Below are 22,513 nucleotides of genomic sequence, written 5' to 3'. Positions count from 1 at the left end.
CCGTGGCAGTAACATCCCAAGCGGCCGATGACCGAAACACCGATAACCCAGACGGCCGACAGATACCGACCGCTATCGAGGGCTATGGAGAACAACTAGCAGGGATTATTGAGAGCGGGGCGAATCTCAATAGTACGGCGTCGTCGGGACGCCCCCACGAGGACATCATGACCGGACATTTCCATACCGTCGACAAGCCGTCCGAACCGGAACAGAACGTCGCCGCCCCGCAGTCCTTCGAGTTGTCCTCCGTCGTGGTCGAGTACGACGGCAAACCGAATCGGTGTACGATTTACCCGACGGAAGCCACCCGCCTCGAACGCATGGCGAGCTGGATAACCGCGGACGCGGATGTTTTCGTCGGTTTGGACGACATGCAGTAGAGCGAGCGTTTCCGACGTCGGTGATTACAAGCCGAACGGCTTCGTATCGTGGCACATGAACTCGGAGGAATTTCTCGAAGCCGTCCGCAAGGAAAACGAAACCGCCCTCTCGCGCCTCGGCTCCTCGAAGTCGCTGTACGCCGCGACGAACGGCGAAATGGACGCCGACGAAGTGTTCCACGCCGCCGCCGACTCCGAACACGCGGCCGCCCGAACGTTCGAAGGGTGGGCAGACGACGAGGACGACTCCGACGCGAGCGAACTGTTCGCGGGTATCGCGGACGTAGAGAACGACCACTACGACCGCGTTTCCGGGAAGGTGGACGACCACGAACCGAACGAAACGCCCGCGCTCCACGAGTACCTCCGCGGACTGGACGACACCACCGCGCGCCTCGGCGGATTCGTCGGGCGGACGCTGGCGAGCGAGAAATCGAAAAAGCAGATGACGGGCTTTTTCACGGGACAGGCCGACCCGACGACGGCCCAGTTGTTCCGCGACCTGAAAGGCGATTTGGACGACCAGTTGGACGACACGCTCGCGCTCCTCGGCGAGCGCTGTGATTCGGACGAGGACTGGGAGACAGCAAAAGAGGCCGCCGAGGGTGCGATTACCGCCGCCTACGAGGAGTACACCGACTCGCTGGAGTCGATGGGCGTCAATCCGAAACCGGTCTGCTGAGCGAGGTTGTTTTTAAACGCCGCCGACGGTTTCGCGGTGGGCCTTCACGTGGTCGTAGGCGCTATCGATCCGTTTCGCGGTTCCCTCGTCCACGTCGTCTTCCAGTTCCGAGAGGGCGTGCATGATGCGGTCGAGTCGCCCGTGGTCCGGGCCGTGGTCGGCCTCGGCGAGCGAATGGAGGGAGTCAGCCTGCGATTCAAGACGTTCTTTGACCTCGCCGGTGGTGTCGGCGCTGGCCTGTTTCAGTTCCTCCGCCGCGTGTATCAGTTGTTCGCGCGTCATGACCGGGCCTACGACAGCGAGCGAAATAGTGCTATGGGCGGTGCAAAAAACGACGGTTATCGGCGCGCGAACGGACGACGAGTTTTAGCGGTTCACGGCGTTCTAGTCCCATGGCTCGAAAACGACATCACCGGTGTAACCTCTGTGGGCGTGACTTCGAACAGGGTGACGAGTTGCGAGAACACGTGGAGCGGCGACATCCCAAAGCCGACTACCACTGGTGGGTAGTCGTCGAGGAGCCCGGAACCCTCCCGTTCGAGGATTGAATCGGGCGAAAGGCTACAAGAGGAACCGAACCCCATCCTCCCGAATGTGGGGGAGCCACATCCGAATGGATGTAACGGGGAAACGGGCCTGTAGCTGTCGGTTCGAACGTCCAGTTTATTTATCGGGGGGAGTCTCGCGGACGCGCTAGCAACCTTTTTCCGGGCCGCACCGATTTCCACGAACATGAAAACGACGGGTGGAAGCGACGAGGCGAAGCGAAACGCGGGCGAGAGCGCGGCGGAAGCGGTCGAAGACGGCATGGTAGTCGGACTGGGAACGGGGAGTACGACGGCTCACGCGATTCGAGCACTCGGGCGGATGGTCGATTCGGGTCTCGACGTACGCGGGGTGCCGACGTCGTTCCAATCGCGACAACTGGCACGGCAGGAGGGGATTCCACTCACCGACCTCGATACCGTGTCGAGAATCGACGTGGCCATCGACGGCGCGGACCAGTTCGCCGGAGGCGACCTCATCAAGGGCGGCGGAGCGGCGCACGCTCGGGAGAAAATCGTGGACGGCGCGGCGGACCGGTTTCTCGTCGTCGTGGACCCGAACAAAGCGGCAGAACGGCTGCACCATCCGGTTCCGGTCGAGGTGCTACCCGCCGCGCGCACGACGGTGGCCGACGACGTTCGCCGTCTCGGCGGGGACCCGACGTTGCGCGACGCGGAGCGAAAGGATGGGCCGGTCGTGACCGACAACGGAAACCTCGTCCTCGACTGTGAGTTCGGAGAAATCGGCTCGCCCGGCGACCTCGCGGCCGACCTCTCGGCGATTCCGGGCGTGGTGGAACACGGACTGTTCGTCGGGATGGCCGACGAGATACACGCCGGGAACGACGACGGCGTAGACGTGAGACGAGTGTGACGAAGAGCGGCGAAAAACGCCCTGAGAGGGGCGAAAACGCCGTTATGGCGGTCGTCAGGACGACCGAGACGACCGCTGGTGCGTCGAACGCCGTCGCTAGACGGCGAAAAAATAAATGAAGGGAGTTCCGTTTTTACAGGTCGCGCGGCTGGACCGTCTTTCGGTCGTTCTCTTCTGCGCGTCGTGCAGCGTCCTCGAGGAGCTCCTCGACTTCAACGTCGAGTGCATCGTAGAAGTCCGAGGCAACGTTTTTGTCGTCGAGCGCTTCTTTCACAGCCGCTTTGACAATAAGGTCTGCCATACAGGATTGACGTTCCGTAGCGCGCTTAATAAAGCTTCCCAAATTATGCGGTGAACAGCCACGAGTCGAAGAATGTGACCTACTCTGTCGGTACCGCCAAAAGTTTTAAGTGAAGTAAAGTAGATTGACCGCGGACGACAGACAGGAGTAGGAGGGCCACAGAGTGGCGAATATGCGCGAACTACTCGAATCGGTGGCGAACGGGGAGACCAGCGTCGCGGAAGCGGAGGCGATGCTATCGGGATACGCGACGAACGGGGCCGGGCGGTTCGATGCGGCCCGCGAGCAGCGTCGCGGCGTCCCAGAGGCGATACTCGCCGACGGAAAGACGCCGAGCGAAGTCGCCGAACTCGCCACGACGGCCGTCGAGACCGCGGGCAGGGCGATAGTCACGCGAGTGGACGACGAACACGCGGGAGCGGTCCAGCGGAGGCTCGACGCCGACCACCCGGACGCGAGCGTGCGGGTTCGAACCCGAGCGAACGTGCTCGTCGCCCACGCGACGACCTTCGAGCCGCCGGACCTCGACGCGACGGTCGGCATCGTCAGCGCGGGCACGAGCGACGCGATTCCCGCCGGGGAAGCCGCGGTCATCGCGTCGGAGATGGGCGCGACCGTCGAGGAGATTCACGACGTGGGCGTCGCCTCCCTGGTTCGCGTGTTGGACGAGGTGGACGCCCTCCGCGCGGCGGACGCCCTCGTCGTCGCCGCGGGGCGCGAGGGCGCGCTCCCCACCGTCATCGCCGGACTCGTGGACACGCCCGTCATCGGCCTGCCGGTGTCGAACGGCTACGGCCACGCGAGCGACGGCGAGGCGGCGCTCTCGGGGATGTTGCAGTCGTGTACGGTGCTGTCCGTGGTCAACATCGACGCGGGGTTCGTGGCGGGCGGACAGGCCGGTCTGATAGCGCGCGCCGTCGGTGCGGCGCGGGAGCACGAGGACGGAGAGCACTGACAGGGAAGAGGAAACGCTGGTCGCTATCGCGTGATGGTGTGAACCAGTATAATTTAGTAAATGACAGTAGCATACAGTAGGATTTCATCGAAAATAGTACTTCGAAGGAGGATATAGGAACAGTCGATAGGAAACAGTAACCGGTCGCGTCGAGGTCGTCGCGTCAGGCGGACTGCGTTCGGTCATTCGTCCACTCGTGATGGAGGAGAACGGCCGTAAGCGAGAGAACGACCACGAGGAGGACCGCCAATCCGACGGTGGCGAACGCCAGTTCGAAGAACGCCGTGACGCCGAGGTATGCCCAGAACAGCGCGTATGCGGCCCACGTGATGAGGGCGATTGGCGGTTTGTCTTGGAGATACCACACGTAGAGCGTGACGACGTGCGAGACGAAGCTGAACACCGCCACGCCGACGAGGAGGGAGTTCATCGCTCGCACAATCGGATTCGCTTCAGATAGTTGTTAGGGTTCCAATCGTTTGAGGTGGAACGAAAGTCGGTTGTCGTCACGATTCGGCGTTCTTCGGGACGAGATTCGGGCGGTGTTGGAACGGATATCGGGACGACAGTTGCTGGGGTAAACGACCGCACCGCGTGCGGGCGGCCGGAACCGCACGGCCACCCACCCTCGGGGTCCCCATACCTCCCCGGGCGCTCAGTCGATTCGCACCGCTCGTGCGAATCGACTGAGCCGCGCGTCCTGTCGGTTGTTCGGCCTGCTGACTGTCGCGAAAAGAGACGAGCGAAACAGAAATCGAGAACGGAAAGCTCAGTTCGAGACTTTGATTTTCTCTTCCGCACCGAGGGCTTCCACGACCAGTTCGGCCACGTCCACGATTTCGATGTCGTCCTCGTAGCCGCCGGTCTTCCGGCCGTCCTCGTACATCGTCATGCACATCGGGCAGGCGACGACGAACTTCTCGACGCCGGACCCGGCGTCGGTGTCTTCGAGTGCCTCGCGGATGCGCTCCTCGCTGGGTTTGGAGGTCTCCTCCAAGTCCATCCAGAGGCCGCCACCGCCGCCGCCACAGCAGAAGGAGTTGGAGCGGTTGCGCGGCATCTCGTCCAGCGTACAGCCGGTTCCTTTCACGATTTCGCGGGGGGCCTCGTACTCGTCGTTGTAGCGCCCGAGGTGGCACGGGTCGTGGTAGGTGACCGTGTAGTCGAGTTCGGTACCCGAGAGACCCATGCGACCGGACTGGAACAGTTCCTCGACGACCTGCGTGTAGTGGTAGACAGGGGAGTCGAAGTCCTCGTCCATCTCCGGGTACTCGTTTTTGAACGTGTTGTAGCTGTGCGGGTCGGTGCAGACGATTTTGTCGTAGTCGCACTCCTCGAAGGCGGCCACGTTGTCCTCGACCAGCATCTCGTACAGCCCTTCCTCGCCGACGCGGCGCACGTCGTTGCCGTCGTTCTGCTCGTCCTCGTAGAGGATGCCGTAGGAGACGCCCGTCTCGTGGAAGATGGTCGCCAGCGAGCGAGCGACGCGGCGGTTGCGCTCGTCGTAGGACGGGTAGTCGCCGACGTACCAGAGGAACTCCACGTCCTCGTCGCGGGCGTCGGGTATCTCGAAGTCGAGTTCCTCGGTCCACTCGGGGCGGCGGCGTTCGGGGTCGCCGAACGCGTTGCCGTTCTGGAAGACGTTCATCATCGCGTCCTGCACGTTGACGTCCATCTGGCCGGATTCGGTCAGCCGACGGTTCATCTCCGTGAACGACGAGAGGTGCTCGATTTCGACCGGGCAGGCGTCCATGCAGGCCATGCAGGCCATGCAGGACTCCATCGTCTCGCTGTCGATGACGCTAGTGCCCCCATCGGCGATGATGGGTTTTTCGTCGCCGCCCATGTCGAGGTTCTCGCGGTACTGTTTCAGGTCGAGAATCACGTCGCGCGGGTCGAGCGGGCGGCCGGACGCCTTCGCGGGGCAGACCGACGAACAGCGGCCGCACTTCGTACAGGCGTCCTGGTCGAGCAGTTGTCTCCACGAGAAGTCGTCGATGGAACTCGCGCCGATTTCGTCGGGGCTGGCGTCGGAGGGAACGCCCGGCAGGCGTTTACCCGCCTTTTCGTCGCGGGTGACGACGTTGGCGTACGACGACAGCATGTGGAACGGTTTGGCGTGGGGAATCGCCGCGATGAAGACGAGCGCGATGAGCGCGTGCGCCCACCACGTGACGGGATACCACGTCATCGCCATCTCGGGGGTGACGCCCGCCGCCGAGAGTAGGTCCTTGACGAACCAGCCGACGAAGCTGACCGTCTCGAAGTCCACGTTTCGGACCGCGCTGGTGCCGAGGATTCGCACCCCTTCGGTGAGGTAGCCGCCGACGCCGAGCAGGAACAGCGTCCAGATGAACAGGTCGTCCTCCCGTCCCGTGTGCTTGCCCCAGAGCCGTTCGTTACGGACCCAGTAGCGCCGATAGAGCGCCATCGAGATGCCGACGACGAACAGGAGCCCCATCGCGTCCATCACGAGCGAGTACGCGAGGTAGAAGCTCCCAACGAAGAAGGACTTCTCGCCGCCGAGGAAGTAGTGGGTGAACTTTCGATAGCCGTCCATGTCGATGGCGAGGATGGTCGTCCCGATGAACAGGGTCAGAAAACCCCACAGGATAAACGAGTGCATCAACCCGCCGTACAGGTCGCGGTTGAACTGCTTCTCGTTCGTGATGACGGTTTTCGCCGCACGAGTCATCCGTCCCGGTAGGTCGTCCAACCGGTCGAACCAGTCCTCCTCGCCGTCGGTGTACCGCGCGAAGCGGTTGTAGACGCCGTAGACGAAAAAGAGGACGGTCACGACGGCGAGGAAATAGAATATCGCCTCGCCCATCAGACCGATTCTCCAGAACGTCGGGCGCGTCGTACCCGCCGCCTCCGCGAGCGCGAAGATTGCCATGTTTTATCAGGAGGAGACGAATTGCTTAAATCTTGCCACCCACCCGCCCCGCCGCCGTCGTGCGAGAATAAAAAATCAGTTTGGAGTTTAAATGCCCCCCCAGACGAGGAGCGCCGCGGTCAGAAACACTGCGGGCGCGTCCGCGGACGAAACCGCAAGACGGGGAAGCGTCGGGTTCCACGCGAAACAGCGAGCGCGGAGGGCGAGCGAGAACGTATCGGCGCGAGAGAACGCCCGCGACAGCCCCGCCGCGCCGACGAGTTCCATCCGGTCGGTCAGCGAACGCTCGTCGCCGAGTCGGGCGGCCATCGCGTCCCGAATCGACCGCAAATCCGCCTGTAGAACCGGAAGAAAGCGGAAGACGAAGGCGACGCCCATGCCGAGAAACTGTCCGACGCGACCGGGGACGAGCCACTGAATCGCCGCGCGCGACTCGCGGACCGGCGTCGTTCGGACGTAGGCCGCGCTGACACAGAGGACGAGGAATACGCGATAGCTCGCAAGCGCGGGCGCGACGGCGTCCCCCGGCACCACCCACGGCGGGCCGAGCGTGAGCGCCGCGAACGCGGGGCCACCGACGAGGAACGGGAAGAGGTAGCGGAACTCGCGGAGCACCCGCACGGGGGACGTGGCCGCCCCGAGGAACACCGCCGCGACCACCAGCGTCAGAGTTGCGAGTCCGACGGGAGTCGTGTGCGCGAGCGCGACGGCCGCGAAGACCGCTTGAAACAGGAGTTTCACGCGCGGGTCGAGTCGTTCGGCGAACGCCCCCGTCGAACGGTAGGCGAGCGTCATGGCGTCCGGATGCCGAGGCGTGCGAGTTCGGATGCCGTCTCCTCGGGCGACCCATCGACCGCGATTTCCCCGTCACGAAGCGCGACCGCGCGGTCGGCGAGCGACCAGACGTCCCGCAAGTCGTGAGTGACGACGACGATTCCAGTTCCCGACGTCGAGAGCGTTTCGAGGTGGGACACCACGGATTCCCGGGCCGGGCCGTCCAGTCCGGTGAACGGTTCGTCCAGCACGAGATGGGCGGGTTCCATCGCCAGCGCGCCCGCGATGGCGACGCGCTGGCACTCGCCGCCCGAGAGCGTGTCGATGCGCGCGTCCCTGCGGTCGGCCATTCCGACCGCGGACAGGGACGTTTCGACGCGACGGTCGATTTCCTCGCGCAAGAGACCGAGATTTTCCGGCCCGAACGCCACGTCAGCGCCGACGGTCGCGGAGACGAAGGTGTCCCGCGGGTGTTGGAACACCATGCCGACGCGAGTTCGGGCGGCCACGAGGTCCTCTTGGACCGGCGTCTCGTCCACCAAAACGGTCCCCTCGTCGGCCGAGAGGAGGCCGTTGAAGTGCCGGACGAGCGTCGTCTTACCGCTCCCGTTCGGACCGGAAATCACGACGAACTCCCCGTCGGGAATCGTGAGCGAGACGCCGGAGAGCGCCACCGCGTCGCCGAAGCGGTGGACGAGATTTTGCGTCGTTATCATTCGGTCGGTGTTCGAGTTTTATTCGGCCGTAACGCGGTCGTTTCGAACGATGCCGACCGCGGCGGCGATTTTGAACGCCTCGAAGGGGATGAAGGCGACCGCCGAGAGCATGAACGCCTCGACGAGGCCGTAGTCACCGAAGTAGGAAAATCCGACGGTCCCGAAGGCGTAGATGATGACCGTTCCGACGACCATTCCGCCGACGAGACGAACGATATCCGCGCGCTTCGGGTCCCGGAGCGTTAGTCCGTCGTGGACGATTGCGCCGATGGCGAACGCGGCGAAGGGGTACGAGAGCAGGTAGCCGCTCGTCAGATCACCGACGACGTTGACCAACCCGGCGGAACCACCGGCGAAGACGGGAGCGCCGACCGCACCGGCGACGAGGTAGAGGACGAGCGACGCGGACCCCCAGAGCGGTCCGAGGAAGATTCCGGCGAGGAAGATGCCGAGTACTTGGAGCGTGACGGGGATGGCGGGAGCGAGCGGATTCGGAAACGAGACTTGCGCGAACGCGCCGACAATGGCGGCGAACAGCGCGGTTCGTGCGATGTTTCCGACGGTTTGCTCGCCGACCAGTTCGACGGAGCCGGTTTCGGTGGACATGGAACAGGGTCGCTCGTCAACCGCCATGATAACTTCGGTTGACGGCGGTGCTTGTTTCAATCGTCGGAACGAAATTTCACCCACCGCCCAACAGGTTTTTATAGATTCCCGGCATGAGGTACGCGCTATGAATAAGAAGACCGAAGAACTCCGTGACATGTTCCTCGACATGACCGACGAGGAGACAGTCACCGAAAAACAGGAGGAGACGCACGGCTCGCTCGGAACGGAGGAAAGAGTTGAGGAGCAGTTACTCGCCGTGGTGGTGGAGATGCGCGAACGGTACGACTTCGATACCTCGCTCACCGACGAGGAACTACAGACGGTCGTTCGGCGATTTTACGCCGGGGACGGCGACGACGGAATCGCCGACGAACTCGGGGACGAATCGCTCAAAGAAGACGTCGCCAGCGCCCGAATCGACCTCCACCTCTTTCGACCATCGGACACCGACGCGCCGTTCGAAATCGAGACCCTTCGGATGCTCGTCCGAGACGGCGCGACGACCGCCGACTGCGCGGCGGAACTCGAGACCGACGAATCGACCGTTCGGCGCTACCGTCGCGTTATCGAGGCGAAAGACGAGGCGCGAACCGTGAATCAACAGTATATCAACGAGTTCGAGAACATTCTACAAGACAGAGAGATATCCGATAGAATGACAAGTGACATCCAACAGGACGGGTTGGACGACGCGACGGACGGAATGGAAACGAACGTCTCGTTTTAGTATTCCTTTCGACGACCGGCCGTCGTTTAAACGAGGAACGCCAGAGGAGAGTCAGGTGCGAACAGCTGTCGCTCCACGGGTCGCGGACGCACCGACGGTCCGCGCGTCACCACTGGGTGAGGGCTTCCGTGGAGTCGTGCCAGTACAGGAACGTCGCCCCGAGGAGCGAAAAGACGAGCCAGCACGCAGCCAATATATAAATTGCATTCATAGCATTGAATCACGATGGCGAGCTATTAACGGTTCTCATTCTCGGCTCACCGTTCAACGGGCCATTACCGTCGCAAAAGGAACGCGGCTATTCCTGTTTCGGAAGTTTCGTCAGCGTGATCGAATCGGACGTCGCGTGAACGACGACATCGTCGTCGACGTTCATGTTTACGAGGTCGATGACGTCCGGCGGGATAGTGACGACAACCGAACCGCCGGATTTGCGGAGGGTTCGAATGCCGAGAGGATGTGCTCGCTCTTCTTGTTCGTCGTCGTCCAGAAAGCGCAAATGTGGAATGTTCACTATCGACTCACCTCCCATCAGGGTAGACGCTTGGTCGGCAAAAGTACGACGTTCGTTTACGAAATCGTACTTTGTCAGAGGAAAGTAACCGAACGAGTACCGAATCTGAATCCATCCAATTTCTAGAACGGACGATGGGGATAAGTGAAAACGGCGCTTCCGTTCACACGGGGGAAATAGAATGGCAACAACCGAACGAATAGTCGAGCGTGAGACAACGTACACGCCGCGAACGTACAAAGCCGGTGGCTTCCTGCTGATGCTGGCGGGAATCATCGGCGTCATCGTGGGCCTCGGATTGCTCATCACCAGCGCCGCCGGGCAGATGCTCGGCGTGACCGGGCTCGGCGCGGCGATCCTCGCTGGCATCGTCCTCGTGTTCTCGATTATCGAATTCGCGGGGGGCTGGTCGGCGTACAACGGTCACAACTGGTACGGCAGCATGACCGCTGGCGTGCTCGGGTTGGTGACGTTCTTCACGTTGCCGCTCGACCTTATCGGAACCTTCCTCATCGCACTCGGTGAGGGTCAGTTCGACCACGAGGAAGAAGAGATGGTGGAAGAAGAGGTAACGACGACGGTCGAATAATCCGAGACCGTCGTTCGAGAGTCCGCGCGCCGATTTTTCGTACCGACCGAAAACGGAACAGCGACCGCTATTCCGCGCCGGATTCGACGCCTTCCTCTATCGTGTTCGGCTCGACCTCCTCGTCCAACCGCGTGATTCGAGCCTTCATGATCCGGGTATTTTCGACCTGTTCGACGTGAAGGCGGACGCCCTCGTAGTCGATGTCCTCGCCCTCCTCCACGAGTCTGCCCGCACGGTTGAAGATGAACCCGGCGATGGTTTCGAACTCCTCGCCCTCGGGGAGCTCGATTTTCATGGCTTCGTTCACTTCGTCGATGTTGACTTCGCCGCGAACGATAACGGTGTCCTCGTCGACGCGCTCTATCGGTTCCTCTTCCTCGCCGTCGAGGATTTCACCGACGATTTCCTCGACCATATCCTCCATCGTCACCAACCCTTCCGTCGTTCCGAACTCGTCGATGACGATGACCATCTGCATCCGGTTTTCGCGCATCTCGGTCAGCAGTTCGTCCACGTTCTTGCTCTCGGGGACGTGAAGCGTCGGCTGAATCAGGTTGCTCAGTTTCAGGCCGTCGGTCTTCGTCTCGCCGTAGTTCTTCTCGCGCACGAGGTCGCGCACCGTGACGATACCGATGACGTTGTCCAGACTTCCCTCGTAGACGGGGACGCGCTCGTGACCCGACTGAACGAGCGTCTCGATGGCCTCGTCGATGCTCGCGTCCTGCGGAACGGCGGTCATGTCGAGGCGCGGCGTCATGACCTCCTTGGCGATGGTGTTGTTGAACCGGAAGATGCGCTGGAGCATTTCGCGTTCGTCCTCCTCGATGACGCCCTCGCGCTCGCCAGTCTGGATCATGTCCTGAATCTCGTCGCGCGTGACGTACGAGGTCTCGATGGCGGAGCGACCGCCCGTGACGCGGTTGACCGCCCGCGTCAGGTAGTCGAAGGTGACGACCAGCGGCAGGAGGAGGTACTCGGAGTATTTGAGCGGCTTTGCGATTTTGAGTGCCCACGACTCCGTGTTCTCGACGGCGTAGGATTTCGGCGCGCTCTCGCCGAACAACAGGACGAGCGAGGTGATGCCGAACGTCGAGATGAGGACGGTCGCGCCGGGGTTGTCGAAGTAGATGCCGACGAGCGCCGTCGTGAGCGAGGACATCGCGATGTTGACGATGTTGTTACCGACGAGAATCGTCACGAGCAGGCGGTGCGGGTCGCTCTTGAGCGAATCGACGGTCTTCGCGCCGTCGACGCCCTCGTCCACGAGCGCTTCCACGCGGTGTTTGGCGAGCGAGAACATCGCGATTTCGGAGGAGGAGAAGAACGCGGAGAGCACGAGAAGGAGGAGAACGGAGGCGATCCCACCCCACAGAGTCAACTGTCCGGAGGGGTTGATGCTGAACAGACTATTCAGCGGCGCAGTCTGTGAAAGTGCGATGAGTGTCGGGGAGAGTGTCATTCAATAACCCACCTTGAGCGTCAGCGGGATTAACTCTTTATTCTTGTGCTGTTCCAAATTTTGAGCGAAACTTCCGAGAACGAAGACCTTACGGACGTTTCGTCCCAATCGGTGAATATGAGCACCGAGACGACAGAGCCGGACCTCACGCTGTACCGATTGCAGGCGTGTCCGTTCTGTGAGCGCGTCGTCCGCAAACTCCAAGACCACGACATCACCTACCAATCGCGATTCGTCGAACCCATGCACTCGGACCGCAACGTCGTCAAGCGCATCAGCGGCAAGCGGACCGTCCCGGCCATCGTCGACGAAAACACGGGCGTCACGATGAGCGAGAGCGCGAACATCGTCCAGTACATCGAGAACACCTACGGAGGAGACGAATAATGGTCGATTTCGATGTCGTGGAACTGCCACCGTCGGACCATCCCGAGGCGGGGGAGACGGCACCGGACTTCACGCGTCCGCTCGTGGATGCCGAACTCTGGGAGGACGTTTCCCTATCCGACATCACGGACGACGGACGGACGCTGCTCGTCTTTCACGGCATGGACGGCGCGTTCCCGGCGACCTACGTGTGGAACGAACTGCGAGACCGCGCGTGGGACGACGAGTACGACGTTCGAATCGTCGGCGTGTCGATTTCGACGCCGTACGAGCACAAGACGTTCATCGAGGAGCGCGAGATGGAGTACCGGCTGTTCAGCGACCCGGCGAACGACGTCGGAAAATCGTACGGCATCGAACACGAGTTGGACGGGATGGAAGGCATCAGCGAACCGCGACCGGCGATGTTCCTGCTGGACGAAGACCGGACGGTCGAGTACGCGTGGGTCGCCGCGGAGTGGCCCGACTTCCCGGACTACGACGAAGTGAAGCAGGCGCTAGAGGACTGAAGCGAGCAGTCGAGGACGACGCGACGCTTTTTTCGCGTGGAGCCACAACACCCGATTATGGAAGACGCGAGCGATGGAAACGGCGTGAGCGAAGACGAACTCGAACGCGCGGCAACGGCGATGCGGGACGGTCACCTCGTCGTCTATCCGACCGAGACGGTGTACGGTCTCGGTGCCGATGCCCTCGACCCGACGGCGGTAGAGCGGGTGTTCGACGCGAAGGGAAGAGCGCGCGATAAGCCGATATCGCTCGCGGTTCCCGACATCGAAACCGCGCGGAACTACGTTCGTCCGACCGAGCGGGAACTGGCGTTCATGGAGGCATTTCTCCCCGGACCGGTCACCGTGCTCTGTGAGAAGCGCGACGTCGTTCCCGACGTGCTCACCGGAGGACGGTCGCGCGTCGGCGTTCGGATTCCCGACCAACCGGTCGCGCTGTCCCTTCTCCGGCAAGTTGCGCCCATCACTAGCACGAGCGCCAACGTGAGCGGCCGGGGGAGCGTGACGTGCACCGACGGCCTCGACGACGAGATTCGGGACGCCGCCGAGTGCGTCATCGACGGTGGCGAAACCGGCGGAACCGGAAGCACCGTGGTGAACGTAGAGCAGGGTGAAATCCTCCGGCGCGGGGAGAACGCGGACGAAATCGAAGCGTGGCTAGCCGCCGAGTAGCGAGCGAAGCGTTCGGGTTTTCACGCCGCACTCGGCGCGGTACTCGCAAGCATCGCATTTCGACCGGTTGGTCAACCGCGGCGGCGGCCCGTCGAGCGCGCGAGCGGTTCGGAGGGCGCGTCGATACGTCGCCTTCCGTCGCGTCGAGAGGCGAAGCTTCCGAACGACGCCGCACGCCGGATACTCCACGAAGGCGTGTTCGATAGGCCGCTCGTGTTCCCACGAGAGCGCCTTCGCGGCGGCGACCGCGCGGACGCTTTGGGGTTCCCAGACGCCGGTCTCTGGTGGAGTTCCGGTGAACACCATCGACGGAATCGGTGGGTCACAGTCGAGGACTTTGTGGACGATGCCGCGACAGTCCTTCCCTTCGACCAGTCTGTCGCGTGTCTCGGGCGAACGGAGATGGTCCCACGCATCGAACTCGGTTGCGCGTTCGAGATTCGCACGAAACCGGGCGGGCGGGACTTCCAGCGGACGGTCGGCGAGTTCCGAATCGGGGGCATCGAGGAGGCTGCCGTATTCGAACGCGAGTCGTCGCCGTTCGGCAACGAGGTTCGGGATTTCGATGTTGTCCTGTCGCCGGTAGTAGCCCTTCCGTGGGCAGTACGCCACGGTTTCGAGTTCGCTGAACGGTATCTTCGACACGGTAGTTCTGGCCGCGATTTGGTATATAAATCTCGGGGCGAGAGACGAGGGAAAGGGGCAAGAGTCTGGACAGTCTCTGTCCGTTCATGAGCGATTTCGATAAGGAAGCGGAGCGGGAAAAGCTCCGCCAGCAGTACGAGAACGAAAAGGAGGAGCGAAAATCGACCCAGCGGATGAGCGAACTGCTGTTGCAGGGCGCGACGATGACGGGGAAACACTGCGACACCTGCGGCGACCCGATTTTCCGAATGAACGGGACGGAGTTCTGCCCGACCTGCCAAGGTGCCGGGAACGAAGCGTCGAAGGCAAAAACCACGGAGGCGGAAACGCCGGAGACGGTCGGGAGCGACGCGAGTGCTGAAACCGAAACCGCCGGAGAGCCCGGCGAGATTTCGGTCGAATCGCCCGGACACCGCGAGGAGGACGCACAGACGGAATCGACAGGGATGGGTCAGTCGCGGGAACCGAACCGCGCACAGTCGCCGACGCCACCGCAAAGCGTTCCGCGTCAGTCTCGGCGTGTACCCCCGAGCCAGACGGGAGGGGAAAATCGAAGCGAACGGGCACGACAACCCGAGACGCGAGCGGCGGGAACGCGGACGGCCGCGGAGTCGGGGACGGATGACCTTTCGGCGGCGCGGGAGGCGTTGGTGCGGAAACTGACGGCCCTTGCACGGGAGGCGGAAGGGACGAACGACGTCGGCTATTCGCGGGAACTGCTGGCCGCGACGCGTGAGGCGGCGGAGGCGCTCGCCGCGCTCGACCGGGCGAATCGTTAAGCCGAAACCGGCCGACAGTCACCCCATGGACGTACTGGTTCCTATCGACGGCTCCGACGGGAGTTTTCGCGCGCTCGCGTTCGCCGCGGAGTTCGCTCGAAAGTTCGACGCCACGCTCCACGTCGTGCACTTTTCCGACGAAGCGACGTCCGCAACCGACGAGATACTCGCACGCGCTCGTGACGTGCTCGAATCGGCGGGTATCGAGTCGGAACCGGAGCTCTCGACCGATATGCGACTGGAGTTCCGACCGGCGGAGCGAGTCGGCGAGAACGTCCTCGAACTGGTGACGGAGAACGATTACGAGCACGTCATCATGAGCCATCACGGGTCGGGAACCGTCGACCGAGCAATTCTCGGCAGCGCGGCCGAAAAGATAGTCCGCTCCGAGACGGTACCGGTGACTATCGTTCCGTAAGCAACTGGCGTTCGACGTCGGCGTCCGACTCCTCGGAGAGGTCGAACCAGTTCAACGTGTACCCGAGGTCCAAGTCGAAATCCGGCGGAGAACCGCCGTCTGCTACGTCGTGCTGCGGGTCACCGTACAGTTCCTGTTCGCTTGTCGAAGGGGTCATCTCGTGCTGTGGCTTTCCGTACCACTGTTCGACTGTCCGCTCCTCATCGTCATCCTGCCCCGTGAGGCGAGGTAACATAGTTTACTCTCATCCGGGTAAACGGCAGGGAGGGATTTAACGTGTCTCGACCGTTCACCCCGTTTATCCGCCGTCATCGCCGCCGTACGAGCGTCGAAAGAACGGATTTAGGCCGTGATGACCGACATCATGCCATTTAGTACCAAACATCACACCTGTCCTGCGGTAAGCATGCCTTACGGATCATACTCGTTCGAAACGACCTCGCGAATTCTGTCGGCCGTTATCTCGCCGACCCCCTCGGTCTCCATAAGGTCGTCTTTCGAGGCGGTCATGACGGCTTGAACCGTCTCGAACTCGGAGAGCAACGCTCGAGCGGTCACCGGCCCGATGTCCGCGATGGAGGCCACGACGTACTCCTGTTGCTCCGCGAGCGTCTTCGCGTGTTTGTCGCCGTGGACGGAAACCTCGCGCTGTGCGACCTCCTGTTCGCGGGTGGCGATGACTTCGAGCAGGTCCGTCGTGTCCGCCTCGTCCTCGGTTCGGAGGACGCTCGCGCCGAAATCGACGGCGAGGGACGAAACCGCACCCCGAATCGCGTTCGGGTGGACGTTTCGCTCCTCGTAGAGTCCGTCGCCCTCGATGATGACGACCGGACGGGCGTAGTGGCGGTTCATGTCCCCAACCTGCTCGAACATCGAGCGGTCGCTCCCGACGAGCGTATCGAGGAAGTCGCTCACCGACTTTCGCTCGACGGCAACGCGGTCGCTCAGAACGTAGTCGCCGACCGCGAGCGTTTCGAGGCGAACGTCGACGCCCTCCCGAGCGGAGAGGTCGCGGGCGATGTTCGCGTCGAGTTCGCGCTGGTCGGCGACGATTTCGACGGCATCCGAGTTGTCGCGTTTGCGCGCCGTCGCAACGATGCCATCCGGTTCCGACCCCCCATCGCCCGCACCGTCCTCGGCATCGTCCGTGTCGCCCGCCGCCTCCGTCTCGAACTCCTGTAAGCCGTGGCCCACCTCGCTCGTCTTTCCGCCGCCGTCACCGTCGTCGCCGAACGACCCGAGCGTCTGTTGTGAATCGTCAAGTTCCTCCTCGACTTCCTTGGCGACGCCTTTGAGCTTCCGTAGCTCTTCTTCCATCTCGTCCTCCCGACGCTTCGAAATCCAGAAGTACGCCTCGTCGCGGGTATCCTCGGCGAGAAGGACGACGACTTGCCCCTGTGCCTGTCGGCCGGTCCGACCTTTCCGCTGAATGGACCGCACCGCGGTCGGAACGGGTTCGTAGAAGAGCACCAAATCGACTTCGGGCACGTCCAGTCCCTCCTCGGCGACGGAGGTGGAGACGAGCACCTCGAACTCGCCCGCCCGGAACTTGTCGAGGGCGTCCTGCTGTTCCTTCTGGGTCATCCCGTCGCTGCCGTCCTTGTCGCCCTGCCCGACGAACCGCCGGGCGGTCAACTGGTTTCCGAGTTCGTCGTTGAAGAAGTCCGTCAGCGTCTCCGCCGTGTCGCGTGATTCGGTGAAGACGATGATACGCTCCCCGTCGTTCAGTCCCAGCGTTTCGGCGACGTAGGTCCTGACCTTCTGGAACTTCGGATGCCGACCCTCGTACTGGACTGCTTTCCGCATCGCTTCCTGCACTTTCGGCTCGGAAACCATGCGCTGGCTCGCCTTCGATGCGCCCGACGAGCGGGCGGAGTTGCGCTGGCGTTCGAAATACCGACGGAGAGATTCGACGCTCTGGGTTTCCGCGAGTTCGACCGCCCGGCGGAGTTTCATCACCTCCGCGTGCGCGGACATGCCCTGGTACCCCTCCGACTGGTCGTTGTCGATGAGTTTCTGCAACTGACCCCGGACCTTGTTCAGGTCCTTCTGGGAGACGTCGGGGCGCGTCGTGTTGATGACGCCGAGGTCCTTCAGGCGCTCCAGTCTGTCGGAGATGACCTCGTTCAGGGCGTCCCGAATCTCGATGATTTCGTCGGGGAGTTGCACGCGAACCCACTCGACTTCGGTGTCGTGGGTGTACGTCGAGACGTCGCTGTCTTCCTCCGTCATCACTTCGACTTCGTGCAGTCCGAGGTTCTCACAGACCTCCAGAATCGACTCCTTGTCCCCGCCCGGCGACGCGCTCATTCCGGTAACGAGCGGGTCGTCCGCGTCCGCGTGGTAGCGTTCCGCGATGTAGTTGTACGCGTAGTCGCCGGTCGCGCGGTGACACTCGTCGAAGGTGACGTGCGTCACCGGCCCGAGGTCGATGCGCCCGCCCACGATGTCGTTTTCCACGACTTGCGGCGTAGCGATGATGACTTTCGACGATTTCCAAAGCTCCGAGCGTTCGTCGGGGCGGACCTCGCCGGTGAACACCACGATATCCTGGTCCGGAATCGAGAGGGCTTCCCGATAGAAGTCGGCGTGCTGGTTCACCAGCGGTTTCGTCGGCGCGAGAAGGAGCGATTTCCCGCCCACGTCGTCGAACCGTTCGGCCGTCACGAGCAGGCTGACCGTCGTCTTTCCCAGTCCGGTCGGGAGGCAGACGAGCGTGTGGTCGTTCCGCGCCGTCCCGGCGAGTTGAATCTGATAGAGTCGCCGCTCGATGAACGAGGGCGAGAGATAGGGGTGTTCCACGTAGTTCGTTTCCGCGTCCGTGGTCGCCATTCGTCGTGAGTTTGGTCGTCATTCGGTTAAAGGATTCGTGTGGCGGAGTGAAAGTGGAGCACGACCGAGGATATTCGTGATAACCACACCCATAACATCAATAATTCAAATGCTGATTTTCATATTATCCGTCATTGTGTTGTCCAATATGATCTTAGATTTTAGAGATGGAGTTACTATTGCCGTTGCTTCGTTCGGGTTCCTCCTCGACTCACTCGTCGGCTTCGCTCTCCAGTCCAACAACGTTGTTTTTTGGCAAATATCTGGGACCGTCCTCGGTGCCGCGTTTGCTGCGTATTTTCTTTCCGAATGATATTTCGAACTCCAAGTCAACACGGTAGCGGACTTCGAGTGGGTGTGATGGTCGGGCTATCGACCGTCGCTAGACCACCGCAGGCAGATACCGCAACGCGACGAAAATCGCCACGGCGGCACCGATGGGAATCGTGAGGTTGTCGTCGATGACGTAGCCCGCGATGACGGGTTTGACGCCGTCCGCGAGCGTCGCGGCGACCGCACCGAGAATCGCAGCGGGTAGCGGCAGGCCGAGCACGGACGCGATGAGGACACAGACCGCAAAGGTCACCAACAGGGTGTGAACCGCCTTGATGCCGAGTTCGCCCGACCCGATGAGGCCGCTGATAGGGTCGGCGATGGTCAGCATGAGCATCGCGGGAATGGCGATTCGCGGTTCGAACACCCACGCCGTCGCGGTCATGCCGAAGAAGTAGAGAGCGTAGCCCGCGAGGTTGTCCTGTTCGTAACTCCGCGTGAGTTCGTCGTATATCTTCCAGTCGAGGCCGACGAGCAGGCGGATGATTTCGAGTGCGAGCGCAACCGCGGAACCGAGGAGGAGAAGCCAGCGCAACTGCTCCCACGTCAGCAAACCGAGGAGGTACAGCGCCGGAAACCCGGTTCCGCTGACGTGTACCAGCCTGCGCTTGACTTCACCCGCCACGGTTAGAGTTCGGAGAAGGCGCGCTCGCCGCTCCGAAGGTCGGCGATGAGGTTCGGGAGGTCGTCGACGGCGACGCGAACCTGTCCGGTGGAGTCGCGTTCGCGGAGCGTCACGGTGTCGTCTTCGAGGCCCTCGTAATCGACGGTGACGCAGAACGGCGTGCCCACCTCGTCCTGTCGCCGGTATCGACGGCCGATGTTTCCGGAGTCGTCGTAGACCACGTCGAGACCGTGTCTTCGGAGGTCGGCCGCGATATCTCTGGCCTTTTCACCCATGCCGTCCTTGTCCATGAGCGGGAAGACGCCGACCGTCGTCGGTGCGATTTCGGGGTCGAGCGACAGCCGCGTCCGCGTTTCTCCCTCGATTTCGTCCGTGTCGTAGGCGTGGTCGAGGACGGTGTAAAGCACGCGGCCGATACCGATGGACGGTTCGACGACATGCGGGACGATGTGTTCGCCCGACTCCTTGACTTCCTCGACGCTGAAACCGGTCTTCTCGACCGGAATCGTGTGGGTGTCGCCGTCGGCTTCCACGGTTACCTCGTCGCCGTCGAAGGCGGTTCGGTCGCGCTCCGCGAGGGTCTGGAGCGCCTCGGCGATGTCGGCGGCCGCGCCGCCGAACTCCGGACCGAGATAGCTCATGTCGGGGTCGACCGTCGCCCGTTCGACGACCTTCGGTTCGTCGTACTGCCGGAAGATGGTGAAGTCCTCGTCGGAGTATTTGTCGTGCTTCGATAAGTCGTAATCGCTCCGGTAGGCGTAGCCGGTGATCTCTATCCAGTCGCCGTCGATTTCGGCTTCGGCGTCCCAGCAGTCGCTCGCGTAGTGGGCGCGTTCGCCCGCGAGATGCTGTCGGAAGCGGAAACGGTCCATGTCCACGCCGATTCGTTCGTACCACTCCTGACCGACGCCGAGGTAGTAGGCAACCCAGTCGCTGGCGATGATGCCCTCGTCCACCGCCTCACCGATGGTCGTTCGGAGGTAGTCGCCGTCCTCGTCGTTCTGCGCGACGGCGGAGTACAGCGTCACCTCCACGTCCTCGACGCGGTGAAGCGGCGGTTCGTCGGTTTCCGGGTCGATGAAGTGTTCGAGTTCCGCCTGCGTGAACTCGCGGACGCGGATGATGGACTTCCGCGGGCTGATCTCGTTCCGGTAGGCCGTGCCGATTTGGGTGATGCCGAACGGGAGTTGGTTGCGCGCGTACTCCTTGAGTCGCGGGAACTCGACGAAGATGCCCTGTGCCGTCTCGGGACGGAGATAGCCGGGGTGTCCCGAGCCGGGACCGATGTCCGTCTCGAACATGAGGTTGAAGTCCTCGACCGGCTCACCAGCCAGCGGCGTATCACAGCTCGGACAGTGGAGGTCGTACTCGGCGATGAGGTCGCCGACTTCCGAGAGCGGCATGGCTTCCGCGTCTTCGATGTCCGTGTTGTCCTCGATGAGGTGGTCCGCCCGGTGGCTCTCGCCGCATTCGGGGCACTCGACCAGCATGTCATCGAAGGTGTCGAGGTGGCCCGACGCCTCGAAGACGGGTTCCGGCATCACCGTCGGCGCTTCTATCTCACGGTGGCCCTCCCGTACCTGAAAGCGGTCGCGCCACGAGTCCTCGATGTTCCGCTTCAGCGCCGCACCTTGCGGGCCGTAGACGTAGAAGCCGGACACGCCGCCGTATGCTTCCGACGATTGGAAGAAGAAACCACGACGCTTGGCGAGTTCGACCAGCTCTCCGGTCATTTAAGCGCCTCCAGCAGGTTCACGTCGCGCACGATGCCGACGAGGAGGTCGCCGCTGACGAGGGGGACCTGTTCGATATCGTTCGTCAGCATCATCTGTGCGACCTCGCGCGCGGTCTTGTGTTTCGAAACCGTCACCACGTCGTCGGTCATGTACTCGCTGACCGGGGCGGACGGAATCTGGACGTTTCGCGTCGGGATGTAACTGTTGCCGACCGATTTGATCCCCTCCCACATCCACGCGTCGTCCTCGTTTGCGATACTGCCGCCGGTGTCGTCCTCGCCTTCGACCACGCGGGCGACGTCGATGATATCGACTTCGGTGAGGATGCCGCTCATCTCGCCGTCCTCACCGAGCGTGACCGCGTACGGGACGTTCGCGTAGTAGATTTCGCGTTCGGCGACGCTCAGCGGCGTGTCGACGTAGCAGGTGTTGACGTCCGGACTCGCCAGTTCGCCGACGTCCGTGTCGCCATCGGCTTCGCCTTCGGCTATCGCTCGAACGACGTCCGTGACGGTGACGATTCCTTCGAGTTCGCCGTCGACGACGGGAACGCGGCGGGTTCGTTCGTCCAACATCAACTTGGCGACGTCTTCGACGGACGCGTCCTGCGTCGTCGTCGCGACATCGCGCATGAGCATCGCGAGTTGGTCTTCGTCGGGGTTCTCGATGAGGTCATCGCGCGAGATGAGACCGCGGTACTGCTCGCCGTCGTCAGTCTGCTTGACGACCGGAACGGAGGAAAACGAGCGTTCCTGCAAGTATTCGAGCACATCGTCGCGCGTGCCCGGAAGCTCGACAGTAACCACGTCTGACCGGGGTGTCATCGCTTCGGCAACGTTCATATCCGCCGGATACGGCTTCACCCTTCTTGTACCCTACGAAGCGTGGGGGGACGAAAGATCGGAAGCGCGGATGCAAAATCGAGGTGAGACAGAGGGACACCGACGAATGGTGACTATTCGTCGTCGGTTCCGACGTTCGCTTCCACAACGTAGTCTTCGTACTTTTCCGGCTCCGGGAAGAACTTCGTGTAGTCGTCGTGTCGGAACGACCCGTGAACCGTCCCGTCCAGCGTCTGGACGTGACTGAACATCTCGTCTTCTTCCATCGCCGTTTTGACGAGCGGCGGCGCGTGCATCATCTCGTAGGTGCCCGCGATGAGAATCGCGGTTTCGGTGTCGGGGTCGAGGAACTGCGTGAGCTGGAACACGCGGGAGCCGACTTCCTTGCGGAAAACCTGATATTTCGGGAACGTCCCCGCTTCGACCGCTTCTCTGAAGTCCTCGGCGTAGTTGTCCGGGATGACGTAAACGAAACCGAACCGGTCGGTGTCGCCCGCGTCCGGGTTCTCCGGTGCGGTGTGGCTGGCGGGAGCGGTAACGACGTCCCACCCCTCCGATTCGAGGTCGTCCGCCATCGCGTTCATGTCTTCGAGCGTCATCCCCCACGCATCCTTCTCGGCATCGGCGTTTGCCGCGATTCTCTCGGCGTAGCTGCCTTCCTCGTCGCCGGTTTCTGGCATACAGCGACCTCGGGCGCGGAAGCGGTAAAAA

At 62.4% G+C, this 22,513-nt stretch carries 29 protein-coding genes; 13 read left to right on the top strand and 16 right to left on the bottom strand.

The genetic code is table 11. From position 1 onward, the window contains the following. Nucleotides 1–167 precede the first annotated feature (167 nt). Both V5735_RS11720 and V5735_RS11715 read left to right on the top strand, forming a co-directional pair. Nucleotides 168–383: a DUF7511 domain-containing protein gene (locus V5735_RS11720; RefSeq protein WP_423743685.1), complete on the top strand. Its 216-nt coding sequence runs from the start codon at nucleotides 168–170 to the stop codon at nucleotides 381–383. Between the two features lie 55 nt (nucleotides 384–438). Then, nucleotides 439–1,065: a rubrerythrin family protein gene (locus V5735_RS11715; RefSeq protein ID WP_423743684.1), complete on the top strand. Its 627-nt coding sequence runs from the start codon at nucleotides 439–441 to the stop codon at nucleotides 1,063–1,065. A 12-nt stretch (nucleotides 1,066–1,077) separates the two neighbouring features. Here the strand turns inward: V5735_RS11715 and V5735_RS11710 are convergent, their stop codons facing one another. Beyond that, nucleotides 1,078–1,347: a DUF7553 family protein gene (locus V5735_RS11710; RefSeq protein ID WP_423743683.1), complete on the bottom strand. Its 270-nt coding sequence runs from the start codon at nucleotides 1,345–1,347 to the stop codon at nucleotides 1,078–1,080. 110 nt (nucleotides 1,348–1,457) lie between these two features. Here V5735_RS11710 and V5735_RS11705 point away from each other — a divergent pair, with 110 nt between their 5' ends. Together V5735_RS11705 and rpiA are read left to right on the top strand one after the other, a co-directional pair. Then, nucleotides 1,458–1,613, top strand: coding sequence for a hypothetical protein (locus V5735_RS11705; protein ID WP_423743682.1), 156 nt, complete (start codon nucleotides 1,458–1,460; stop codon nucleotides 1,611–1,613). 184 nt (nucleotides 1,614–1,797) lie between these two features. Then, complete coding sequence (rpiA, locus tag V5735_RS11700) at nucleotides 1,798–2,484, top strand: ribose-5-phosphate isomerase RpiA (RefSeq protein WP_423743681.1); 687 nt, start codon at nucleotides 1,798–1,800, stop codon at nucleotides 2,482–2,484. 133 nt (nucleotides 2,485–2,617) lie between these two features. Here the strand turns inward: rpiA and V5735_RS11695 are convergent, their stop codons facing one another. Next, the gene (locus V5735_RS11695; protein WP_018128851.1) at nucleotides 2,618–2,785 is read right to left on the bottom strand and encodes a DUF1931 family protein; all 168 of its coding nucleotides are present in this window, start codon (nucleotides 2,783–2,785) and stop codon (nucleotides 2,618–2,620) included. A 172-nt stretch (nucleotides 2,786–2,957) separates the two neighbouring features. Here V5735_RS11695 and larB point away from each other — a divergent pair, with 172 nt between their 5' ends. After that, a complete protein-coding gene (gene larB, locus V5735_RS11690; protein WP_423746022.1) occupies nucleotides 2,958–3,740 on the top strand; it encodes a nickel pincer cofactor biosynthesis protein LarB in 783 nt (260 codons plus the stop codon). 163 nt (nucleotides 3,741–3,903) lie between these two features. Here the strand turns inward: larB and V5735_RS11685 are convergent, their stop codons facing one another. From V5735_RS11685 to V5735_RS11665, 5 genes are all read right to left on the bottom strand, one after another. After that, entirely contained in the window at nucleotides 3,904–4,170 is a 267-nt protein-coding gene (locus tag V5735_RS11685; protein WP_423743680.1) for a hypothetical protein, read from the bottom strand. Between the two features lie 339 nt (nucleotides 4,171–4,509). Then, on the bottom strand, nucleotides 4,510–6,636 hold the full coding sequence (locus V5735_RS11680) for a heterodisulfide reductase-related iron-sulfur binding cluster (protein ID WP_423743679.1): 2,127 nt from the start codon (nucleotides 6,634–6,636) through the stop codon (nucleotides 4,510–4,512). An 87-nt stretch (nucleotides 6,637–6,723) separates the two neighbouring features. After that, nucleotides 6,724–7,431 carry an energy-coupling factor transporter transmembrane component T family protein gene (locus V5735_RS11675; RefSeq protein ID WP_423743678.1) on the bottom strand — a complete coding sequence of 236 codons (708 nt, stop codon included), beginning with the start codon at nucleotides 7,429–7,431 and terminating at the stop codon, nucleotides 6,724–6,726. Further along, nucleotides 7,428–8,126, bottom strand: a complete 699-nt coding sequence (locus tag V5735_RS11670) for an energy-coupling factor ABC transporter ATP-binding protein (protein WP_423743677.1) — start codon at nucleotides 8,124–8,126, stop codon at nucleotides 7,428–7,430. The genes V5735_RS11675 and V5735_RS11670 overlap by 4 nt, the downstream gene beginning before the upstream one ends. Before the next feature lie 18 nt (nucleotides 8,127–8,144). After that, a complete protein-coding gene (locus V5735_RS11665; RefSeq protein WP_423743676.1) occupies nucleotides 8,145–8,732 on the bottom strand; it encodes a biotin transporter BioY in 588 nt (195 codons plus the stop codon). 127 nt (nucleotides 8,733–8,859) lie between these two features. On the opposite strand from V5735_RS11665, the gene V5735_RS11660 reads away from it, so the two are divergent. Next, nucleotides 8,860–9,462, top strand: coding sequence for a conditioned medium-induced protein 4 (locus V5735_RS11660; protein ID WP_423743675.1), 603 nt, complete (start codon nucleotides 8,860–8,862; stop codon nucleotides 9,460–9,462). 298 nt (nucleotides 9,463–9,760) lie between these two features. On the opposite strand, the gene V5735_RS11655 is transcribed toward V5735_RS11660, so the two are convergent. Continuing rightward, a complete protein-coding gene (locus V5735_RS11655) occupies nucleotides 9,761–9,976 on the bottom strand; it encodes an AbrB/MazE/SpoVT family DNA-binding domain-containing protein (RefSeq protein ID WP_139136027.1) in 216 nt (71 codons plus the stop codon). Nucleotides 9,977–10,157: 181 nt separating this feature from the next. Between V5735_RS11655 and V5735_RS11650 the strand changes: the two genes are divergently transcribed. Beyond that, nucleotides 10,158–10,565 (top strand): hypothetical protein, encoded by a 408-nt coding sequence (locus V5735_RS11650; RefSeq protein ID WP_423743674.1) that lies wholly within the window; start codon nucleotides 10,158–10,160, stop codon nucleotides 10,563–10,565. A gap of 67 nt (nucleotides 10,566–10,632) precedes the next feature. On the opposite strand, the gene V5735_RS11645 is transcribed toward V5735_RS11650, so the two are convergent. Continuing rightward, nucleotides 10,633–12,024: a hemolysin family protein gene (locus V5735_RS11645; RefSeq protein WP_007976198.1), complete on the bottom strand. Its 1,392-nt coding sequence runs from the start codon at nucleotides 12,022–12,024 to the stop codon at nucleotides 10,633–10,635. 117 nt (nucleotides 12,025–12,141) lie between these two features. Between V5735_RS11645 and V5735_RS11640 the strand changes: the two genes are divergently transcribed. From V5735_RS11640 to V5735_RS11630, 3 genes are read left to right on the top strand one after another with little or no spacing between them, the layout of a single operon-like run. After that, entirely contained in the window at nucleotides 12,142–12,411 is a 270-nt protein-coding gene (locus tag V5735_RS11640) for a glutaredoxin family protein (protein ID WP_007976196.1), read from the top strand. Continuing rightward, complete coding sequence (locus V5735_RS11635) at nucleotides 12,411–12,920, top strand: redoxin domain-containing protein (RefSeq protein ID WP_423743673.1); 510 nt, start codon at nucleotides 12,411–12,413, stop codon at nucleotides 12,918–12,920. The genes V5735_RS11640 and V5735_RS11635 overlap by 1 nt, the downstream gene beginning before the upstream one ends. A gap of 57 nt (nucleotides 12,921–12,977) precedes the next feature. Beyond that, complete coding sequence (locus V5735_RS11630) at nucleotides 12,978–13,592, top strand: L-threonylcarbamoyladenylate synthase (protein WP_423743672.1); 615 nt, start codon at nucleotides 12,978–12,980, stop codon at nucleotides 13,590–13,592. Here V5735_RS11630 and V5735_RS11625 read toward each other — a convergent pair. Beyond that, nucleotides 13,578–14,237, bottom strand: coding sequence for a CRISPR-associated protein Cas4 (locus V5735_RS11625; protein ID WP_423743671.1), 660 nt, complete (start codon nucleotides 14,235–14,237; stop codon nucleotides 13,578–13,580). The two genes, V5735_RS11630 and V5735_RS11625, sit on opposite strands and share 15 nt — an antisense overlap. Before the next feature lie 86 nt (nucleotides 14,238–14,323). Between V5735_RS11625 and V5735_RS11620 the strand changes: the two genes are divergently transcribed. After that, the gene (locus tag V5735_RS11620) at nucleotides 14,324–15,016 is read left to right on the top strand and encodes an Sjogren's syndrome/scleroderma autoantigen 1 family protein (RefSeq protein WP_423743670.1); all 693 of its coding nucleotides are present in this window, start codon (nucleotides 14,324–14,326) and stop codon (nucleotides 15,014–15,016) included. 25 nt (nucleotides 15,017–15,041) lie between these two features. Beyond that, complete coding sequence (locus V5735_RS11615; RefSeq protein ID WP_423743668.1) at nucleotides 15,042–15,434, top strand: universal stress protein; 393 nt, start codon at nucleotides 15,042–15,044, stop codon at nucleotides 15,432–15,434. On the opposite strand, the gene V5735_RS11610 is transcribed toward V5735_RS11615, so the two are convergent. Both V5735_RS11610 and V5735_RS11605 read right to left on the bottom strand, forming a co-directional pair. Next, on the bottom strand, nucleotides 15,421–15,669 hold the full coding sequence (locus V5735_RS11610; protein WP_423743667.1) for a hypothetical protein: 249 nt from the start codon (nucleotides 15,667–15,669) through the stop codon (nucleotides 15,421–15,423). The genes V5735_RS11615 and V5735_RS11610 overlap by 14 nt on opposite strands. A gap of 176 nt (nucleotides 15,670–15,845) precedes the next feature. Further along, the gene (locus tag V5735_RS11605; RefSeq protein WP_423743666.1) at nucleotides 15,846–18,266 is read right to left on the bottom strand and encodes a DEAD/DEAH box helicase; all 2,421 of its coding nucleotides are present in this window, start codon (nucleotides 18,264–18,266) and stop codon (nucleotides 15,846–15,848) included. Between the two features lie 76 nt (nucleotides 18,267–18,342). On the opposite strand from V5735_RS11605, the gene V5735_RS11600 reads away from it, so the two are divergent. Further along, complete coding sequence (locus V5735_RS11600) at nucleotides 18,343–18,579, top strand: hypothetical protein (RefSeq protein ID WP_423743665.1); 237 nt, start codon at nucleotides 18,343–18,345, stop codon at nucleotides 18,577–18,579. Nucleotides 18,580–18,648: 69 nt separating this feature from the next. Here the strand turns inward: V5735_RS11600 and V5735_RS11595 are convergent, their stop codons facing one another. The 4 genes from V5735_RS11595 to V5735_RS11580 form a co-directional block, all read right to left on the bottom strand. Next, nucleotides 18,649–19,224, bottom strand: a complete 576-nt coding sequence (locus tag V5735_RS11595; protein WP_423743664.1) for a dolichol kinase — start codon at nucleotides 19,222–19,224, stop codon at nucleotides 18,649–18,651. Nucleotides 19,225–19,226: 2 nt separating this feature from the next. Then, the gene (gene glyS / locus V5735_RS11590) at nucleotides 19,227–20,957 is read right to left on the bottom strand and encodes a glycine--tRNA ligase (RefSeq protein ID WP_423743663.1); all 1,731 of its coding nucleotides are present in this window, start codon (nucleotides 20,955–20,957) and stop codon (nucleotides 19,227–19,229) included. Next, nucleotides 20,954–21,802 (bottom strand): CBS domain-containing protein, encoded by an 849-nt coding sequence (locus tag V5735_RS11585; RefSeq protein ID WP_423743662.1) that lies wholly within the window; start codon nucleotides 21,800–21,802, stop codon nucleotides 20,954–20,956. The genes glyS and V5735_RS11585 overlap by 4 nt, the downstream gene beginning before the upstream one ends. 113 nt (nucleotides 21,803–21,915) lie before the next feature. Continuing rightward, nucleotides 21,916–22,482: a DUF7529 family protein gene (locus V5735_RS11580; protein ID WP_423743661.1), complete on the bottom strand. Its 567-nt coding sequence runs from the start codon at nucleotides 22,480–22,482 to the stop codon at nucleotides 21,916–21,918. Between the last annotated feature and the right edge of the window lie 31 nt (nucleotides 22,483–22,513).

The organism is Haladaptatus sp. SPP-AMP-3 (assembly GCF_049568665.1).
Lineage (GTDB): Archaea > Halobacteriota > Halobacteria > Halobacteriales > Haladaptataceae > Haladaptatus > Haladaptatus paucihalophilus.
This window is presented reverse-complemented; position numbering and strand designations above follow the sequence as displayed.

Coding starts and splice junctions, on each gene's coding strand:
- V5735_RS11640 (WP_007976196.1), top strand. CDS start 12,142: ATGAGCACCGAGACGACAGAGCCGGACCTCACGCTGTACCGATTGCAG.
- V5735_RS11585 (WP_423743662.1), bottom strand. CDS start 21,802: ATGAACGTTGCCGAAGCGATGACACCCCGGTCAGACGTGGTTACTGTC.
- V5735_RS11680 (WP_423743679.1), bottom strand. CDS start 6,636: ATGGCAATCTTCGCGCTCGCGGAGGCGGCGGGTACGACGCGCCCGACG.
- V5735_RS11580 (WP_423743661.1), bottom strand. CDS start 22,482: ATGCCAGAAACCGGCGACGAGGAAGGCAGCTACGCCGAGAGAATCGCG.
- V5735_RS11610 (WP_423743667.1), bottom strand. CDS start 15,669: ATGTTACCTCGCCTCACGGGGCAGGATGACGATGAGGAGCGGACAGTC.
- V5735_RS11685 (WP_423743680.1), bottom strand. CDS start 4,170: ATGAACTCCCTCCTCGTCGGCGTGGCGGTGTTCAGCTTCGTCTCGCAC.
- V5735_RS11615 (WP_423743668.1), top strand. CDS start 15,042: ATGGACGTACTGGTTCCTATCGACGGCTCCGACGGGAGTTTTCGCGCG.
- V5735_RS11705 (WP_423743682.1), top strand. CDS start 1,458: ATGGCTCGAAAACGACATCACCGGTGTAACCTCTGTGGGCGTGACTTC.
- V5735_RS11605 (WP_423743666.1), bottom strand. CDS start 18,266: ATGGCGACCACGGACGCGGAAACGAACTACGTGGAACACCCCTATCTC.
- V5735_RS11620 (WP_423743670.1), top strand. CDS start 14,324: ATGAGCGATTTCGATAAGGAAGCGGAGCGGGAAAAGCTCCGCCAGCAG.
- V5735_RS11630 (WP_423743672.1), top strand. CDS start 12,978: ATGGAAGACGCGAGCGATGGAAACGGCGTGAGCGAAGACGAACTCGAA.
- rpiA (WP_423743681.1), top strand. CDS start 1,798: ATGAAAACGACGGGTGGAAGCGACGAGGCGAAGCGAAACGCGGGCGAG.
- V5735_RS11715 (WP_423743684.1), top strand. CDS start 439: ATGAACTCGGAGGAATTTCTCGAAGCCGTCCGCAAGGAAAACGAAACC.
- larB (WP_423746022.1), top strand. CDS start 2,958: ATGCGCGAACTACTCGAATCGGTGGCGAACGGGGAGACCAGCGTCGCG.
- V5735_RS11695 (WP_018128851.1), bottom strand. CDS start 2,785: ATGGCAGACCTTATTGTCAAAGCGGCTGTGAAAGAAGCGCTCGACGAC.
- glyS (WP_423743663.1), bottom strand. CDS start 20,957: ATGACCGGAGAGCTGGTCGAACTCGCCAAGCGTCGTGGTTTCTTCTTC.
- V5735_RS11635 (WP_423743673.1), top strand. CDS start 12,411: ATGGTCGATTTCGATGTCGTGGAACTGCCACCGTCGGACCATCCCGAG.
- V5735_RS11660 (WP_423743675.1), top strand. CDS start 8,860: ATGAATAAGAAGACCGAAGAACTCCGTGACATGTTCCTCGACATGACC.
- V5735_RS11720 (WP_423743685.1), top strand. CDS start 168: ATGACCGGACATTTCCATACCGTCGACAAGCCGTCCGAACCGGAACAG.
- V5735_RS11710 (WP_423743683.1), bottom strand. CDS start 1,347: ATGACGCGCGAACAACTGATACACGCGGCGGAGGAACTGAAACAGGCC.
- V5735_RS11645 (WP_007976198.1), bottom strand. CDS start 12,024: ATGACACTCTCCCCGACACTCATCGCACTTTCACAGACTGCGCCGCTG.
- V5735_RS11670 (WP_423743677.1), bottom strand. CDS start 8,126: ATGATAACGACGCAAAATCTCGTCCACCGCTTCGGCGACGCGGTGGCG.
- V5735_RS11650 (WP_423743674.1), top strand. CDS start 10,158: ATGGCAACAACCGAACGAATAGTCGAGCGTGAGACAACGTACACGCCG.
- V5735_RS11665 (WP_423743676.1), bottom strand. CDS start 8,732: ATGTCCACCGAAACCGGCTCCGTCGAACTGGTCGGCGAGCAAACCGTC.
- V5735_RS11675 (WP_423743678.1), bottom strand. CDS start 7,431: ATGACGCTCGCCTACCGTTCGACGGGGGCGTTCGCCGAACGACTCGAC.